Origin of the sequence: Aromatoleum sp., assembly GCF_036675785.1 — a bacterium.
Classification (GTDB): Bacteria; Pseudomonadota; Gammaproteobacteria; order Burkholderiales; family Rhodocyclaceae; genus Aromatoleum.
Genome location: NZ_JAKFEF010000025.1, coordinates 43,739 through 58,924, shown reverse-complemented (window position 1 = coordinate 58,924; position 15,186 = coordinate 43,739). Strand labels below are relative to the sequence as shown.

Genomic DNA, 15,186 nt, shown 5'->3' with positions numbered 1-15,186 from the left:
GCGAGCCGAGGGGACTTCCGGCGGACGGCGGTCTTTCGATTTCGGCCGCGCGGCCTCACCAGCGCCGGAAGAAGACCGGGCAGTCGGAACCTTCGGGGCAGAGCGTTCGCGCCAGCATCTGCGGGCGTTCTTCCTCCCACGAATACTCGCTCGGGTAGCTCAGGATGCGGATGCGCCAGAGGGCGGCGGGTTCGAGCAACGGCGCATTCATCGCGACGTACATGTCGAGTTCGGCGTGCGTGCCTTCATGGACCAGCCGGTGGAGCTCGTCGAGGACGAGCTGGTTGGGCGCCGCGGTCGAGGCGTCGAGCGGGGGCGAGGCACTCCGGTCCACGATGCAGAGGATGTAGTGCGCCTGGTAGTACGAGTCCAGCACCGAGATCCAGCAATCGAATCCGTTTGTCGACGGCGTTACGTCCTCGGCCCGCGCGACCGGGATCGCGAGGAGCAGCGCGAGGACGACTCGGAGAAAAAGCGCGGGTTTCATGATCTTTCCTTGATGCGACAACACAAGCGCATCGCGCGATCGAAGGGCGTCGGTCGGTGCCGGCAGTGTGCGGGTTACGCATACTAGCTAACAAAAATGAATATCGCGATGTCCTCGAACGAGGCAATGGCAGTTCGGCGTGCATCACTTGGCGGGCCGCCGCCGGATCGCAGAAATACGTCGCGGCTGGCTACAATGCACGGGTCTGTGGAGGGAAAAAGCCGATGACTGATTCGATCCCGCCCGCGGCCGAGCCGCCGCTGCCGACCGTCGAGGTCGAGCCCGCCGCTACGCCTGTTCGCGCCGTCATCTGGCTGCATGGCCTCGGCGCCGACGGCCACGATTTCGAACCCGTCGTCGCCGAGTTCGACCCCGACCGCCTGCCTCCGACGCGGTTCGTCTTCCCGCACGCGCCGATGCGACCGGTGACGATCAACGGCGGTTATGTCATGCGCGCCTGGTACGACATCGTCTCGCTCGACTTTTCGCAGCGCCGCGAGGATCCGCGTGGCGTGATCGAATCGGCGCGAATGCTCGAACGGCTGCTCGCGCGCGAGAACGCCCGCGGCATTCCGGACGAACATATCGTGCTCGCGGGCTTTTCGCAGGGCGGCGCGATCGCGTTGCATGCCGGCCTGCGGCACCCGCGGCGCCTCGCCGGCATCCTCGCGCTGTCGACCTACCTGCCTCTCGCCGAGACGCTGTCGGCCGAGGCCCACCCGGCCAATCGCGACGTCCCGATTTTCATGGCGCACGGGCACGGCGACACGGTGATTCCCTACGATTTCGGCGAGCGGTCGGGCGAGTTGCTCCGCGCGCAGGGGTACGACGTCGCGTGGCATCCGTACTTCGCGGAGCATGGTCTGGTGATGGAAGAGGTGCGTGACATCGAAGCCTGGCTCGGCGAGGTGCTCGGCGCGGCCGAGGGCTGACCGGCGCCGCGACCGACAACGCGGAGGACCGTCGAAGGGCGGCAGCAGGGCTTCGACAGGCTTAGCCCGAACGGTATCCCGGTCCGGCGTTGGTAAACGGGATCCCGCGTCAAGAATTTGAAGCCGCGTCCGCATCGACGACGGGAGCTCCTGCCGGAGGATTGGCGCCGGCCTCGGGAAGCGGGTCCACGTCCAATCCCGTTTAGAATCGCCCCTTTTCCGGACGGCGCCGTTCTTCGCCCGCCCGATCTTCGACCCCGGACACTGGAATCACCCATGCTGCGACTCACCGAGCTCAGGCTGCCGCTCGATCACCCGCCGGAAGCGCTCCGCGCGGCGATCGTCGGACGCCTCGGCATTTCCGCCGCCGACCTCGTCGATTTCACCGTTTTCAGGCTGAGCTGCGACGCGCGCAAGGTCGCGGCGATGACGCTGATCTACACGCTTGACGTGACCGTGCGCGACGAACCCGCGGTGCAGCGCAAGTTCGCCGGGGATCGCCACGTCGCGCCGGCGCCGGACACGAATTACCGCTTCGTCGGGCGCGCGCCCGAAGGCTTCGCGAACCGGCCGGTCGTCGTCGGCTTCGGGCCGTGCGGGATTTTCGCCGCGCTCGTGCTGGCGCAGATGGGCTTCCGGCCGATCGTGCTCGAGCGCGGCAAGGCGGTGCGCGAGCGCACGAAGGACACCTGGGGCCTGTGGCGCAGGAACGTGTTGAACCCGGAGTCGAACGTGCAGTTCGGCGAGGGCGGCGCGGGCACGTTCTCCGACGGCAAGCTCTACAGCCAGATCAAGGACCCGAAGCATTACGGCCGCAAGGTGCTGACGGAGTTCGTCAAGGCCGGCGCGCCCGAGGAGATCCTGTACGTCGCGAAACCGCATATCGGCACGTTCCGGCTCGTCTCGATGGTCGAGACGATGCGTGCCGAGATCATCGCGCTCGGCGGCGAGATCCGCTTCGAGCAGCGCGTGACCGATCTGCTGATCGAGGACGGTCACGTGCGTGGCCTCGTGTTCGCGTCGGGCGAGGCGCTGCGCTGCGACCACGTCGTGCTCGCGCTCGGTCACAGCGCGCGGGACACCTTCGAGATGCTGCACGCGCGCGGCGTGTTCATGGAGCCGAAGCCGTTCTCGATCGGCTTCCGCATCGAGCACCCGCAGTCGCTGATCGACCGCGCGCGCTTCGGTCCGAACGCCGGGCACCCGCTGCTCGGCGCCGCCGATTACAAGATCGTGCATCACGCGAAGAACGGGCGCTCGGTGTACAGCTTCTGCATGTGCCCGGGCGGCACGGTCGTCGCCGCGACGTCCGAGCCGAACCGCGTCGTCACGAACGGCATGAGCCAGTATTCGCGCAACGAGCGCAACGCGAACGCCGGCATCGTCGTCGGCATCACGCCCGAGGACTATCCCGGCGGGCCGCTAGCGGGCATCGAGTTTCAGCGGCGCTGGGAGTCGCGCGCATTCGAGCTCGGCGGTGGCACCTACGAGGCGCCGGGCCAGCTCGTCGGCGACTTCATCGCAGGGCGGCCGTCGACGGCGCTCGGTTCGGTCGAGCCGTCGTACCAACCCGGCGTCAAGCTCGGCGACCTGTCGACGAGCCTGCCGGACTACGCGATCGCCGCGATCCGCGAGGCGCTGCCGGCGTTCGAGCGGCAGATTAAGGGCTTCTCGATGCCCGACGCGGTGCTGACCGGCGTCGAGACGCGGACGTCGTCGCCGCTGCGGATCACGCGCGGCGAGGACCTGCAGAGCCTGAACGTGAAGGGCCTGTACCCGGCCGGCGAAGGCGCGGGCTACGCGGGCGGCATCCTGTCGGCGGGCGTCGACGGGATCCGCGTCGCCGAAGCGGTCGCTGGCGCGCTGCTCGGGGAGGCCGTCCATGCATGAGCGCGACGAGGGGAAAGAGATGGACGAACGTCTGACGAAGATCGAGACGAAGATCGCGCTGTCCGAGGATCTGCTCGAAGAGCTGAACCTGACGGTGTACCGGCAGCAGCTGCAGATCGACCGGCTGCAACAGCAGGTCCTCGAACTCGCGCGGCAGCTCGCCGCGGCCGCACCCGCCGACCGTCCGCGCGACCTGCGCGACGAGATTCCGCCGCATTACTGAGCTGTTCGCTGGTTCACGCGGCAGGCGTGCAGGCCGCGAAATCCCCTCCGCAACTCACTCTCCGGCAATCGGCGACCGATCACGACGATGCGCGACCGGCGCTGCTCGTCGGCTGCCCACTCGGTGCCGTAGTCGAATCCTGCGACGCGCTGCACGCCCTGGAAGACGAGGCGCGCGGGCTGGTTCGGCACCGCGAGCACCCCTTTGTAGCGAAGGAGGTCGTCGCCGTGGCGGTCGAGCATGTCCTGCACGAACGCCCCGACGCGATCGAGGTCGACTTCGCCGTCGTGTTCAAGCAGCAGCGAACCGATCTCGTCGCCGTGATTTTTTCGCGCGAAAGCGCGCGGACCCGCGGCCGGTCGAAAGCGCGGCGCGGCCTCGTCGGCGAGCAGGGTTTCATTGAGGTTGAAACCGCGGATGTCGAGAAGGTCGCCGATGTCGAGCGGGCCGGCGACGAGCCGGCGCAGCGGCGCGCGGGGGTTGATGCGCGCGAGCCGCTCGACGAGCGCGTCGACCGCTTCGGCCCGGACGCCGTCGCTCTTCGAGACCAGAATCCGGTCGGCGAAGCCGATCTGCTTCTGCAGCACCGGGTGCTCGTCGAGCTGACGCGGCGCGTGGATCGCATCGACGACGGTCAGCACGCCGTCGAGGAGATAGGTTTCGGCGAGCTCCGGTTCGGCGAAGAAGGTCTGGATCACCGGACCGGGATCGGCGAGGCCGGTGGTCTCGATGACGACGCGGTCGAACGCGACTTCGCCGGCGGCGCGGCGCGACGCGAGGTCGACGAGGTTCTTCGCCAGGTCGCCGCGCACGGTGCAGCACAGGCAGCCGTTTGTCATCTCGACGACTTCCGCGCTCTGCTGCACGAGGAGTTCGCTGTCGATGTTCACCGGCCCGAACTCGTTCTCGATCACCGCGATGCGCTGGGCGTGCGACGTGGTCAGGATGCGGTTCAGCAACGTCGTCTTGCCTGCGCCGAGAAAGCCGGTGAGCACCGTGACCGGGATCGGGGCGAACCCGGCGGCGCCCGCTTCGTTATCGTTGCTGTCGCCGGTCGTGCCCCGGCCGGCGGAGTCGGGGCCGGGAGCGTCGGGGTTGGGGTCGTTGGGGTTGGGCGTGCTTGTCATGCTCGATCTCCGTCCGATTGTCGCGGCACTCAGCAACAGCGGCCGGTGCCGCCGTTGTAGCGCGCCTCCTGCCGCTCGCGGAAGAACTCTTCGTAGCTCATCACCGGGCGGTCCGGATGCGTAGCCTTCACGTGCGCGACGTACGTGTCGTAGTCGGGCATGCCCACCATCAGGCGGGCAGCCTGCCCGAGATACTTGCCGAGCTTCGACAGGTCGTTGAACACGACGTCTTAGGCCCGGGCGCTTTCCGGTTCGACGCCGGGTGCGCCCACTTCCCGCGTCGTCGGGTGCGAGCTGCGGTACGCCTGCCAGCAGGAGCTCATGCCGTAGGCGAGGATGCTCACGACCACGACCATGAAGAACGCCGACAGGCCCGCGTCGATCTGGTTGTTGAGGATGATCTGCTGCATCTGATCGATGTTCTTCGCCGGCGCGAGCAGTTCGCCGCGTGCCAGCGCGTCCTGGTAGCGCGACGCCTGCGCGAGGAAGCCGACCTTCGGGTTCGCGTCGAATACTTTCTGCCAGCCCGCCGTGAGCGTGCAGGCGAGCAGCCACACCATCGGCACGACGGTGACCCACGCGAAGCGCTCGCGCTTCATCTTGAACAGCACGACGGTGCAGAGGACCAGCGCGACGGCGGCGAGCATCTGGTTCGCGATGCCGAACAGCGGCCACAGCGTGTTGATGCCGCCGAGGGGATCGACGACGCCCTGGTACAGGAAGTAGCCCCACGCGGCGACGCACAGCGCGGTCGCGACCGCGTTGCCGACCCACGAATCGGTGCGCTTCATCGACGGCACGAAGGTGCCGAGCAGGTCCTGCAGCATGAAGCGCCCCGCGCGCGTGCCGGCGTCGACCGCGGTGAGGATGAAGAGGGCCTCGAACAGGATCGCGAAGTGGTACCAGAAGCCCATCATCGAGGCGCCGCCGAACATCTTCGAGAAGATCTGCGCCATGCCGACCGCGAGCGTCGGCGCGCCGCCGGCGCGCGCGATGATCGTGTTCTCGCCGACCGCCGCGGCGGTGCTCGTGAGCATCTCGGGCGTGACGACGAAGCCCCAGTTCGAGATCACCTGTGCCGCGCTCTCGGCCGTGGGCCCAAGCACGGCGAGCGGGCTGTTCATTGCGAAATAGACGCCGGGGTCGATGATCGACGCGGCGACGAGCGCCATGATCGCGACGAACGACTCCATCAGCATGCCGCCGTAGCCGATCAGGGGCATGTGCGACTCGTTCTCGATCATCTTCGGCGTCGTTCCCGACGAGATCAGCGCGTGGAAGCCGGACACCGCGCCGCAGGCGATCGTGATGAAGAGGAATGGGAACAGGCTGCCGGACCACACCGGCCCCGTGCCATCGATGAAGCGCGTGACCGCCGGCATCTGCAGGTCGGGCGCGACGAACAGGATGCCGACCGCGAGCGCGGCGATCGCGCCGATCTTCAGGAAGGTTGACAGGTAGTCGCGCGGCGCGAGCAGCAGCCACACCGGCAGCACCGACGCGACGAAACCGTAGCCGATGAGCATCCACGTCAGCTGCTTGCCGTCGAACGTGAAGAGCGGTGCCCAGGTCGGGCTTCCGGCGATCTGGCCGCCGCCGACGATCGCCGCCATCAGCAGCACGAAGCCGATCACCGAGATCTCGCCGATGCGGCCCGGTCGGATGTAACGCGCATAGAGGCCCATGAAGACCGCGATCGGGATCGTCGCCGCGACGGTGAACGTGCCCCACGGGCTGTCCGCCAGCGCCTTCACGACGATCAGCGCGAGCACCGCGAGGATGATCACCATGATCATGAAGGTGCCGAACAGCGCGATGACGCCCGGCACTTGGCCGAGCTCGGACTTGACGAGGTCGCCGAGCGAGCGGCCGTCGCGGCGCGTCGACACGAACAGCACCATGAAATCCTGCACCGCGCCGGCGAGCACGACGCCGGCGAGGATCCATAACATTCCCGGCAGGTAGCCCATCTGCGCGGCGAGCACCGGTCCGACGAGCGGGCCGGCGCCGGCGATCGCGGCGAAGTGATGGCCGAACAGCACGTACTTGTTCGTCGGCACGTAGTCGAGGCCGTCGTTGTGCCGGTACGCCGGCGTCACCCGGTTCGGGTCGAGCGACATCACGCGGTTCGCGATGAACCGGCTGTAGTAGCGGTACGCGATCAGGTAAACGGAAACCGCGGCGATGACGATCCACAAAGCGTTGATCGTTTCGCCGCGGTTCAGCGCGATGAACCCGAGCGCGAACGCGCCGAGGATCGCGAGGAGCGCCCAGGGCGCATGTCTCGTGAGTGTTGCCATCTATACTCCTCCTTGGTCCGGAAGGCCGTCGATGCAGGCTCTGGTCTTGGCCGGACAGGGTCCGGGCTCCGGCGCCCGTGCACCGGAGATCACGTGCGAATGTCGCCCGGGAGCGCGCCCGGGACCATTCGCACTACTACCTTCGCAAGCTGCGTAGTACTACGCAGACTCCGGACGGGCCACTCCCGTCGGCCATCTGAAAACATGGAGCGGGCATTGCGACTCAAGCACAAGGTCATCGTCCTGGCGGTGCTGCCGCTGATCGCGGCGGTGTTGGCGATCGCGATCCTGGTCGCGATGCAGGCCCGCGACCTGGTCCAGGCGCAGGAGCAGGTGCTGAAGGACGCGATGCTCGCCGCGAAGCGGGCCGAACTGCAGCATTACGTGCAGCTCGCGCAGACCTCGATCGACCATCTCTATTCGTCCGGGCGCGACGATGACGCGACGAAGGCCGAAGCCGCGCGCATCCTCAGCGAGATGAACTACGGCGACGATGGCTATTTTTTTGCGTACGACCTCAGCGGCCTCAACGTCGTCCATCCGCGGCAAAGCGAACTGGTCGGCCGCAACCTCTGGGAGCGTCGCGATTCCGAGGGCCTGCCGGTGATCCAGAGGCTGGTCGAGCTCGCCGCGGCGGGGGGCGGATTTCTCGAGTACCGGTGGAACAAGCCGTCGACCGGCCGCGAAACGGCGAAGCTCGGCTACGTCGTGCAGCTCGAGCGCTGGCGCTGGGTGCTCGGCACCGGCATCTATCTGGACGACGTCGAGGCGACGCGGGGAATGCTGCGGGGCCGGATGTCGGAGGCGATCGGCGCCACCGTCACCGGCTTCACGATCGTAGCGATCGTCGCGTCGGTGATCGTGTTCGCCGGCGGCATGGCGCTCAACATCAGCGCGCATCAGCTTGCCGACCGTCAGCTGAAGGCGCTCGCGCAGCGCATCGTGACCTCGCACGAAGAAGAGCGCACCCGCGTCGCGCGCGACCTGCACGACGGTCTGAGCCAGCTGCTGGCATCGATCAAGTTCCATCTCGAACTCGCGCAGCAGCGCGTCGCCGACGGGCGGCGGGATTCGGCCGAGCAGATCGCGAAGGGGCTCGCCGGACTCGGCACGGCGATTTCCGAAGTCCGCCGCATCTCCCACAACCTGCGCTCTTCGCTGCTCGACAATCTCGGCCTGCCGGCGGCGTTGCGGCAGCTGCTCGACGAATTCCAGTTGCGTACCGGCATTGCCGTCGACGCGCGGATTGACGCGGTCGATCTCCCGGCCGACGACGCCGGCGCGACGACGCTGTACCGGATCGCGCAGGAGGCGTTGACGAACGTCGAACGGCACGCCGGCGCGAGCCGGGTCCAGGTCGTCCTCGAAGTCGCCGGCCGGACGATCCGGCTCGCGATCGCCGACGACGGCCGCGGCTTCGATCCGGCGGGGATCGAGCGGCCGGCGAGCGGCGGCATCGGTCTGCGCAACATGCGCGAGCGCATCGAACATCTCGGCGGGCAGCTCGCGATCGCCTCGGCACCGGGCGGTACGGAAATCTCGGCGACGCTGCCCTGCGCGGCGTCCGCAAAAGGAGCGGCTGCATGACGGAAGCGAAGGAAGGGGGCGGGTCGATCCGGCTGCTGCTCGTCGATGATCACCAGCTCGTGCGCGACGGACTCAAGGCGCGGCTCGGCGATCTCGACGACATCGTCGTTCTCGGCGAAGCGGCTAACGCGGAGGACGCGCTTGCGGCGGCCGAACGCCTGCGGCCCGACCTCGCTCTCGTCGACGTCGGGCTGCCGGGGATGAACGGCATCGAGCTGACTTCGGCTTTCGCGGCGCGCTTTCCGGCGCTGCGCGTGCTGGTTCTCAGCATGTACGACAGTCGCGGCTATGTGCAGTCGGCGATGCGGGCGGGGGCGCGCGGCTATGTGCTGAAGGACGCGCCGTCGGCCGAGATCATCGCCGCGATCCGCGCCGTCGCCGCGGGCGGCGTCTATTTCAGCAGCGCGCTGACCGCCGCGCTTTCCGGCCCGCCGGTCGAGTCGTCGCTGCTGACCGAGCGCGAGAAGGAGGTGCTGATTCTGATCGCGCGAGGCGCGAGCAACAAACGCGTCGCACAGAAGCTCGACGTCAGTGTCCGCACCGTTGAAACCCACCGCCTGAACCTGCGGCGCAAGCTCGGCATCGAGACCGCCGCGGGACTCGCGAACTACGCGATGAAGCGGGGCTGGATCGAGGAGTGACGGCGCGCGGCGGCGGGGGCGGTCCTTCCCGTACGTCCGGGATCAGCCTTGTGGCGCCTCCAGCGCCGCCCACATCACCCACTGGCCGCAGGCGTTGCGCGGCCCGCGCAGCGTGCCGTGCCACGGGCCTTCGTTGCAGAGTCCCTTGTCGTCGTTCTCGTCGTATTCGACGGCGCCGGGCTCGCTGCCCGGGCGACGTTTGCCGCCCCATCGTTTGCAGGACAGGCAGCGCTTGCGATCGTAAGGCTGGTTCGTCATCGGCGGCGAGCGTCAGGCTTCGTTCGCCGCATCGCGAGTCAGAAGCGCCGCACGGAAGTCGCAGTCGCGCTGCCACGCGCGCCGTTCGTCGTTCGCGAACGCATACGCGCGCGCTTCCTCCTCGCTCAGCGCGGTCAGGGTTTCGAGGGTGCGCTGCAGGAACTGGTGCTGTGGCAGCATCGTGCCGAAAAACAGCACGAGGTCGCCGCGCTGGATCAGCAGCGTCGGAAAATTCTCGACGTCGTAGTCCCCGATCCAGTCGGCGTCGTCCTCGATGTCGACCCAGTGGAAGCCCGCTTGCGGCCAGGCGCGCGCGAGCGCATCGAAGCCGGGGCGGTACTCGCGGCAGGTACCGCACCAGTCGGCGCACAGGCAGACAACGAGGAGGTCGGGAAGCGGTCGAACGGTCATCGGGAAGGCGGAAAACGGGTCATCGCGCTACGGGCGGACGGCCGGAGGCTAGCACATTCCGCCCGATCGCGGCCCGGCAAGCCCGGACCGCAGCCCGCGGCGCGTAAGCTGAAGCCCCGACAAACGGAGGAGAACAATGAAAATCCAGATCCTCTCGGATCTCCACCTCAACGTGGCGGACATGGAGCATCCCGTCACGGACGCGGACCTTGTGGTTCTCGCCGGCGACATCGCGCGCCCCGAGCGGGCCGTCGCCTGGGCGCGGCAGTTTCCGCAGCCGGTCGTCTACGTTCCCGGCAATCACGAGTACTACGGCGGCAGCCTGTCGGGCGTCCCGCAGGCGCTGCGCACCGCGGCGGCGGGTAGCAACGTGCATGTCCTCGACTGCGGCGTCGCCGCGTTCGGCGGCGTACGCATTTTGGGTTGCACGCTGTGGAGCGATTTCCGCCTGTTCGCGGAGCCCGAGCGGCAGCAGCAGTCGCGCGACGAAGCGACGCGGCTGATGTACGACTTTTCGCGCGTCCGAGTCGATGACGCCGCGCCGGATCTCTTCACGCCCGCGCTGTCGGCGGACCTCTTCGAGCGCGCGGTCGCATGGCTGCGGAACGCGCTGCAGGCCCCGCATGACGGCCCGACGATCGTCGTGACGCACCACGCGCCCTGCACCGGGAGCGTTCACCCGAAATACGCCGACTCGCCGATCACGCCGGCGTTCGTCTCCGATCTCGACGAACTCGTCGAGGCCTCAGGGGCCGCGCTGTGGATCCACGGCCACGTCCATGATTCGTACGACTACCGCGTCGGGAACACGCGCGTGCTGTGCAACCCGCGCGGTTACGGCAAGGAGGGCGTGAACGAGAACCGGCGGTTCGATCCGGTGCTGACCGTGACGCTCGAGACGTGAGCCCGCTCGCCCGGGGGGCCCCGCACGATGCCGCGCGAATCTCCTCAGGGGTGTTGCGGACAGGATTTGGCGGCGCGCGAGGCGCCGCGCAGCCACTCGATCAGCGCGGTGCGCTCGGCGGCGTCGGGGATTCCGGCGTAACCCATCGTCGTTCCGGGGACGACCTCGGTCGGCGCGGCGAGGAAGCGGTCGAGCGTCGCGGCGTCCCAGACGATGCCGCTGCCGCGCATCGCGTTGGAATAGTCGTAGCCGCGCACACTGCCCGCGCGCCGGCCGAACAGTCCGCAGTGGCGCGGGCCGACGCGGTCGTAGGCGAGCGCGTGACACGCGAGGCACCGTGCATAGATCTCCTCGCCACGCGGCGCCGCCCCCGCTGCGGCGAACGGCGCTGCGCATGCCAGCGCGACGACCATCACGCCCGTCCAGCCTCGCGTGGGGAACATCGCCGTTTGCCCTTAGGACACGAACGCCGACGGCACAGGATCTTCGCCGAGCGCCTGGCGCAGGATCGCCCAGTGCATCGCCTCGTCGCCGAGAATGCTGGCCGCGGCTTTTGCGAGATCGGGATTGCCGAACAGCGGCACCGCGCCGAGGTAGGCGCTGACCGCACCGCGTTCGAGCCCGGACGCGAAGCGCAGCACGTCCGCCTCGGCCTTCAGGTCTCCGGTCGGGAAGTTGTATTTCTGCTTTTTCTCGGCCGGTGTGCCGCCCAGCCTCGCGACGGTTTGCGCCAGCAGATCGACATGGGCCTTGTGATGCCCCTGGAACTGCAACGCGAGATCGCGGGTGGGCGCACGCAGCAGGCCGCTGTCCGCGCCGAGCTGGTAGGCGGCGATCGCTTCGTGTTCCGCGGCGAGCGCGGTATTCAGGATTCGCGCGTCGGCGGCTGGATCGCCTTTGCGGGCGTCGGCCTGCGCGGCCAGCGACGGGCGGCCGGCGAGCAGCGCGACCGCCGCGGCCGACAGCGTCGCGCCGCTGTGCAGAAAACGGCGGCGGCTCGGGATGATCAGCAGGGAAGGGTGGGCGATTTTCATGATGTCCTCCGTTTCTTGAGGTTGAGCGGCTCCTGCCGGCGCGCGGTGCATACCAGCGGGAAGGAAGCCGGAAAGAAGGGAAAGACGCGGCGGTCGCGACCTTTGCGGGTGTCGCGGGCCGGCGCGCCGATCAGCCGGGCGGCGGCGCCTGTTCCAGCGCGACCTGCAGGCGGCGATGCACCGCTGCGACGAGCCGGTCGCAGCGCGCGCCGTCGAACGAGAAGAACTCGTCGATCGTCGGGCCGATCTCGCGTCCGATCGATTCGCGCAGCAGGTGGCGCGCGCGGAACAGCGCGGTCTTGACCGCCGCTTCGGTCATGCCGAGGCAGGCCGCGGTCTCGGCGACGGTGAGTTCCTCGACGGCGCGCAGCATGAAGACCGCGCGGCAGCCGTCAGGCAGGCCGTCGATCGAACCTTCGATGACGCGGCGCAGTTCGCGGCGCATCGCGAGCGCTTCAGGCGTCTCGGCGGGGGGCGCCGGTTTTTCGTCGTGCATCGCCGGATCTTCGGGCATCCCCAAGCGCGACCGTTGCCGCAGGCGTTCGAGCGACTTGTTGATCACGATGCGCGTGAGCCAGGTCGCGAGGCTCGATTCGCCCTTGAAGTCGCCGAGCGAACGGTACGCGCTGACATAGCCGTCCTGAACCGCATCCTCCGCGTCCGCGTCGTCGCGCAGGATCCCGCGCGCGGCGCGGAAGAGGCGGCGGTTGTTCGCGCGCATCATGCGTTCGAGCGCGCCCGGTTCGGCGCGCAGCACTTTCGCGGCGAGCTCGACGTCGCCGACGGCGGGGAGTGCAGGGGCAGTGACGTCGCTCATGATCGGCTCCAACGGTTCTGCTGCCCATTGGATGCGGGAGGCGGGGAAAAGGTTACGCGGGGGGTTACGCGGGGGCCGCAGACGCTGAAGTCGGGTGCCGCATCTGCTGCGGGAGTTGTGGCGTCCGGTGACGGTTCAGTCCGACGGCCGCATTGCGTCCGAAGCGAGATCCTCGAGGATCCACGCCCCGAGCAGGCCGGCGTGCGCGCCCTTGATCTCGCCGCCGCGCCCGAACGCATAGGCAACCGGTTTGTCGAGGAGGACGCGGTGGCTGACCGTGTCCAGCTCACCGGCCGCGGACTCGACCTCGAGCGCGAGTCCGCGCGTCGCGACGAGTTCGCGCGCGTCGTCATACGCGGCGGCAGGGACGACCGTCCTGACGGGGATGCCGTTCGACCCCCGGCCGGCGGCGAAGCGCTCGACTTCGGCCAGCGACTTGCGGCACGCGAGGCAATCCGGCGTCCATAGCACGACGATCGCGGGACGCTTCCGCGCGATCCGCGCCGCGACTCCGGCCGCCGACAGTTCGGCGAGCGGCGGCGCTGCCGCGGCCAGTCCGCTCGTCATCGCGCCGGCCACGCAACAGCCGACGACCCAGCGTGCGAATCCGGCGCGCAACAGGCGCCTACGTGGCGGGAACGATCCGGAACACTTCCGGATCGTCGCCGTGCCCGATCAGGATCCGGCGCACGCGGTCCTGCCACAGGTCCGTGAAGCGCCGCTGCTCGTCGGCGTCCGCCGCGCCGGCGACGCAGCGCGCCATCAGCCCGGACATTTCCGGATCGGCCGGCACGCGTGACAGGTCGGCTTCCGCGTCGACCGCGGCGCCGGTGTCGCTGCGGGTGAAGCGCAGCGAAAGCGGCAGCTCGGCCGTGAACTGCTGCAACCCGCGCCGCACGTGTCGTCCCCCGATGCCCTTGAAGCCGCCTTCGTGCGCCGCGCCGGTCAGCAGCGTCACGACGTTGGCGATCACGCCGGTGACGCCGTCCTCGAAGCCGTTGCGGAACGCGACGCGCACGCCGCCGCGTTCGGGAAGGTCGCCCGGATAGAGCGCCGCGAGCGCGAGCGCGGTGAGGCGGTACGCCGACGCGACCGTCGGGCAGGAATGGCCGGCGAGCTTGACCGCGTCCTCATAGCCGTATTCGAGCACGCCGTCATCGGCCGCGCCGAGGAAGCGTGCGAGCGGGTCGCACACCGTCAGCCGGGGCACGTCGCGAAAGAAATCGGGGAACCGCATAGAGTCTCCTGTGAGTGGTTGGCGGACGTTGGCGGACGATCGCGGCGCGATCCGCCGGTCATGCGCGGTGAAGCAGCATCGTGACCAAGAGTGAAGCGTCTTCGAGCGCCCGCACCGCGTGCGGCTCGGCATCGGCGAGGTACACCAGCGTTCCCGCGCGCATCGTCTGCGTGCGCCCGTGCGCGTCGAGTTCGACGGCCCCTTCGAGGCACTGGATCGTGATCGTTCCGGCGGCGCGGTGTTCGTGCGCGGATTTTCCGGCGGGCAGCACGAGGCGGAAGACTTCGAGATGTTCGGCGCGGACGAGGGTCGTGGACACCGTGTCCTTGACACGCTCGCCGAGCGGGCGGATGTCGAGCAGTTCGCCCGACGTGGCGTGAGGGGCGGCCATGTCGTCGTCTCCTAACCGATCGTGTAGCCGCCGTCGACGACGATGTCCTGGCCGAAGATGTTCTTCGCGCCGTCCGAGGCGAGGAACACCGAGGTCTCGGCGATGTCGTCCGGCTTGCCGAATTCGCCCGTCATCAGGCGCGAGTTGATCTGTCCGGCGATTGCGCCGAGCACGTCGTCGGGCAGCCCGACCGTCCCCCACAGCGGCGTGGCAATCGGGCCGGGCGCGATCGAATTCACGCGGATGCCGCGCGGTGCGAGTTCGGCCGCGAGCGTCTGCGCGAACGACTTCAGCGCCGCCTTGCTCGCGCTGTAGATCGCGAGGCCGGGGAAGCCGACCTGCGTGAGGAAGGTTGTGATGAACTGCACCGAGCCGCCCGGCTGGATGTGCGGCAGGAACAGGCGGACGGTCTCGGCCGCCGCGAAGAGATTCACCGAAAACTGCGTCTCGAACGCCTCGCGCGTGCTCTGCTCGAACGAGACGACGCGGGCGATGCCGGCGTTCGGAACGACGATATCGACGCCGCCGAAGGCTTTCACCGTTTCGTCGACGAGACGCTTCAGGTCGTCGGTCTTCGTGACATCGCCGCCCACGCCGACGAAGCGGTCCGCGTGCGCCGCTTTCAGTTCGTCCAGCGCGTCGGCATTGCGTCCGGAGCCGACGACTTTCGCGCCCTCGGCGAGATAGCGCTCGACGATCGCGCGGCCGATGCCGCTCGTCGCGCCCGTGACGACCGCGACGCGGTCTTGCAGACGTCCATTCATGTTCCCATCCTCATTTGCCGTAAGCGGCGGGCTCGGGCAAGGATCCCCGCCGGGAAGCGCGGACTCATTGATATCAATCAATCGTGCTGCCGCGGGGCCCGGAATGCCGGCACCCGCCTGAACTCGCCAAGTCAGCGAGTGTCAGGTAGCGGAGCCGGGACGCGCGCGCCCCGCCCGACCGTC

At 68.6% G+C, this 15,186-nt stretch carries 19 protein-coding genes; 6 read left to right on the top strand and 13 right to left on the bottom strand.

The window, feature by feature from the left end; all coding sequences use genetic code 11:
• Nucleotides 1-55 precede the first annotated feature (55 nt).
• Nucleotides 56-487: a hypothetical protein gene (locus V6M37_RS06965; RefSeq protein WP_332671818.1), complete on the bottom strand. Its 432-nt coding sequence runs from the start codon at nucleotides 485-487 to the stop codon at nucleotides 56-58.
• Nucleotides 488-711: 224 nt separating this feature from the next.
• On the opposite strand from V6M37_RS06965, the gene V6M37_RS06960 reads away from it, so the two are divergent.
• The 3 genes from V6M37_RS06960 to V6M37_RS06950 all read left to right on the top strand — a co-directional run bounded on the left by V6M37_RS06960 (nucleotide 712) and on the right by V6M37_RS06950 (nucleotide 3,532).
• Nucleotides 712-1,419, top strand: coding sequence for an alpha/beta hydrolase (locus V6M37_RS06960; protein WP_332671817.1), 708 nt, complete (start codon nucleotides 712-714; stop codon nucleotides 1,417-1,419).
• Between the two features lie 276 nt (nucleotides 1,420-1,695).
• Entirely contained in the window at nucleotides 1,696-3,309 is a 1,614-nt protein-coding gene (locus tag V6M37_RS06955) for an NAD(P)/FAD-dependent oxidoreductase (RefSeq protein ID WP_332671816.1), read from the top strand.
• Between the two features lie 19 nt (nucleotides 3,310-3,328).
• Nucleotides 3,329-3,532 carry a SlyX family protein gene (locus V6M37_RS06950; RefSeq protein ID WP_332671815.1) on the top strand — a complete coding sequence of 68 codons (204 nt, stop codon included), beginning with the start codon at nucleotides 3,329-3,331 and terminating at the stop codon, nucleotides 3,530-3,532.
• Here the strand turns inward: V6M37_RS06950 and V6M37_RS06945 are convergent.
• From V6M37_RS06945 to V6M37_RS06935, 3 genes are read right to left on the bottom strand one after another with little or no spacing between them, the layout of a single operon-like run.
• Entirely contained in the window at nucleotides 3,526-4,659 is a 1,134-nt protein-coding gene (locus V6M37_RS06945) for a CobW family GTP-binding protein (protein WP_332671814.1), read from the bottom strand. The genes V6M37_RS06950 and V6M37_RS06945 overlap by 7 nt on opposite strands.
• Nucleotides 4,660-4,688: 29 nt before the next feature.
• Complete coding sequence (locus V6M37_RS06940) at nucleotides 4,689-4,883, bottom strand: YbdD/YjiX family protein (RefSeq protein WP_312658723.1); 195 nt, start codon at nucleotides 4,881-4,883, stop codon at nucleotides 4,689-4,691.
• Between the two features lie 6 nt (nucleotides 4,884-4,889).
• Nucleotides 4,890-6,959 carry a carbon starvation CstA family protein gene (locus V6M37_RS06935; RefSeq protein ID WP_332671813.1) on the bottom strand — a complete coding sequence of 690 codons (2,070 nt, stop codon included), beginning with the start codon at nucleotides 6,957-6,959 and terminating at the stop codon, nucleotides 4,890-4,892.
• 216 nt (nucleotides 6,960-7,175) lie between these two features.
• Here V6M37_RS06935 and V6M37_RS06930 point away from each other — a divergent pair, with 216 nt between their 5' ends.
• Together V6M37_RS06930 and V6M37_RS06925 are read left to right on the top strand one after the other, a co-directional pair.
• Entirely contained in the window at nucleotides 7,176-8,546 is a 1,371-nt protein-coding gene (locus V6M37_RS06930) for a cache domain-containing protein (protein ID WP_332671812.1), read from the top strand.
• Nucleotides 8,543-9,187 (top strand): response regulator transcription factor, encoded by a 645-nt coding sequence (locus tag V6M37_RS06925; protein ID WP_332671811.1) that lies wholly within the window; start codon nucleotides 8,543-8,545, stop codon nucleotides 9,185-9,187. The genes V6M37_RS06930 and V6M37_RS06925 overlap by 4 nt, the downstream gene beginning before the upstream one ends.
• 42 nt (nucleotides 9,188-9,229) lie before the next feature.
• Here the strand turns inward: V6M37_RS06925 and V6M37_RS06920 are convergent, their stop codons facing one another.
• A complete protein-coding gene (locus V6M37_RS06920) occupies nucleotides 9,230-9,445 on the bottom strand; it encodes a hypothetical protein (RefSeq protein WP_332671810.1) in 216 nt (71 codons plus the stop codon).
• 12 nt (nucleotides 9,446-9,457) lie between these two features.
• On the bottom strand, nucleotides 9,458-9,856 hold the full coding sequence (locus tag V6M37_RS06915) for a thioredoxin family protein (protein WP_332671809.1): 399 nt from the start codon (nucleotides 9,854-9,856) through the stop codon (nucleotides 9,458-9,460).
• Between the two features lie 136 nt (nucleotides 9,857-9,992).
• Here V6M37_RS06915 and V6M37_RS06910 point away from each other — a divergent pair, with 136 nt between their 5' ends.
• The gene (locus V6M37_RS06910) at nucleotides 9,993-10,760 is read left to right on the top strand and encodes a metallophosphoesterase family protein (RefSeq protein ID WP_332671808.1); all 768 of its coding nucleotides are present in this window, start codon (nucleotides 9,993-9,995) and stop codon (nucleotides 10,758-10,760) included.
• A 44-nt stretch (nucleotides 10,761-10,804) separates the two neighbouring features.
• On the opposite strand, the gene V6M37_RS06905 is transcribed toward V6M37_RS06910, so the two are convergent.
• The 7 genes from V6M37_RS06905 to V6M37_RS06875 form a co-directional block, all read right to left on the bottom strand.
• Nucleotides 10,805-11,203, bottom strand: a complete 399-nt coding sequence (locus V6M37_RS06905; RefSeq protein WP_332671807.1) for a c-type cytochrome — start codon at nucleotides 11,201-11,203, stop codon at nucleotides 10,805-10,807.
• A 12-nt stretch (nucleotides 11,204-11,215) separates the two neighbouring features.
• The gene (locus tag V6M37_RS06900; RefSeq protein ID WP_332671806.1) at nucleotides 11,216-11,794 is read right to left on the bottom strand and encodes a ferritin-like domain-containing protein; all 579 of its coding nucleotides are present in this window, start codon (nucleotides 11,792-11,794) and stop codon (nucleotides 11,216-11,218) included.
• A gap of 130 nt (nucleotides 11,795-11,924) precedes the next feature.
• Nucleotides 11,925-12,611, bottom strand: coding sequence for an RNA polymerase sigma factor (locus V6M37_RS06895; protein WP_332671805.1), 687 nt, complete (start codon nucleotides 12,609-12,611; stop codon nucleotides 11,925-11,927).
• Nucleotides 12,612-12,746: 135 nt separating this feature from the next.
• Nucleotides 12,747-13,178, bottom strand: coding sequence for a hypothetical protein (locus tag V6M37_RS06890; RefSeq protein ID WP_332671804.1), 432 nt, complete (start codon nucleotides 13,176-13,178; stop codon nucleotides 12,747-12,749).
• Between the two features lie 58 nt (nucleotides 13,179-13,236).
• Nucleotides 13,237-13,848 carry a hypothetical protein gene (locus tag V6M37_RS06885; RefSeq protein WP_332671803.1) on the bottom strand — a complete coding sequence of 204 codons (612 nt, stop codon included), beginning with the start codon at nucleotides 13,846-13,848 and terminating at the stop codon, nucleotides 13,237-13,239.
• 58 nt (nucleotides 13,849-13,906) lie between these two features.
• A complete protein-coding gene (locus V6M37_RS06880) occupies nucleotides 13,907-14,239 on the bottom strand; it encodes a cupin domain-containing protein (protein WP_332671802.1) in 333 nt (110 codons plus the stop codon).
• An 11-nt stretch (nucleotides 14,240-14,250) separates the two neighbouring features.
• Nucleotides 14,251-15,003, bottom strand: a complete 753-nt coding sequence (locus V6M37_RS06875) for an SDR family NAD(P)-dependent oxidoreductase (protein WP_332671801.1) — start codon at nucleotides 15,001-15,003, stop codon at nucleotides 14,251-14,253.
• Between the last annotated feature and the right edge of the window lie 183 nt (nucleotides 15,004-15,186).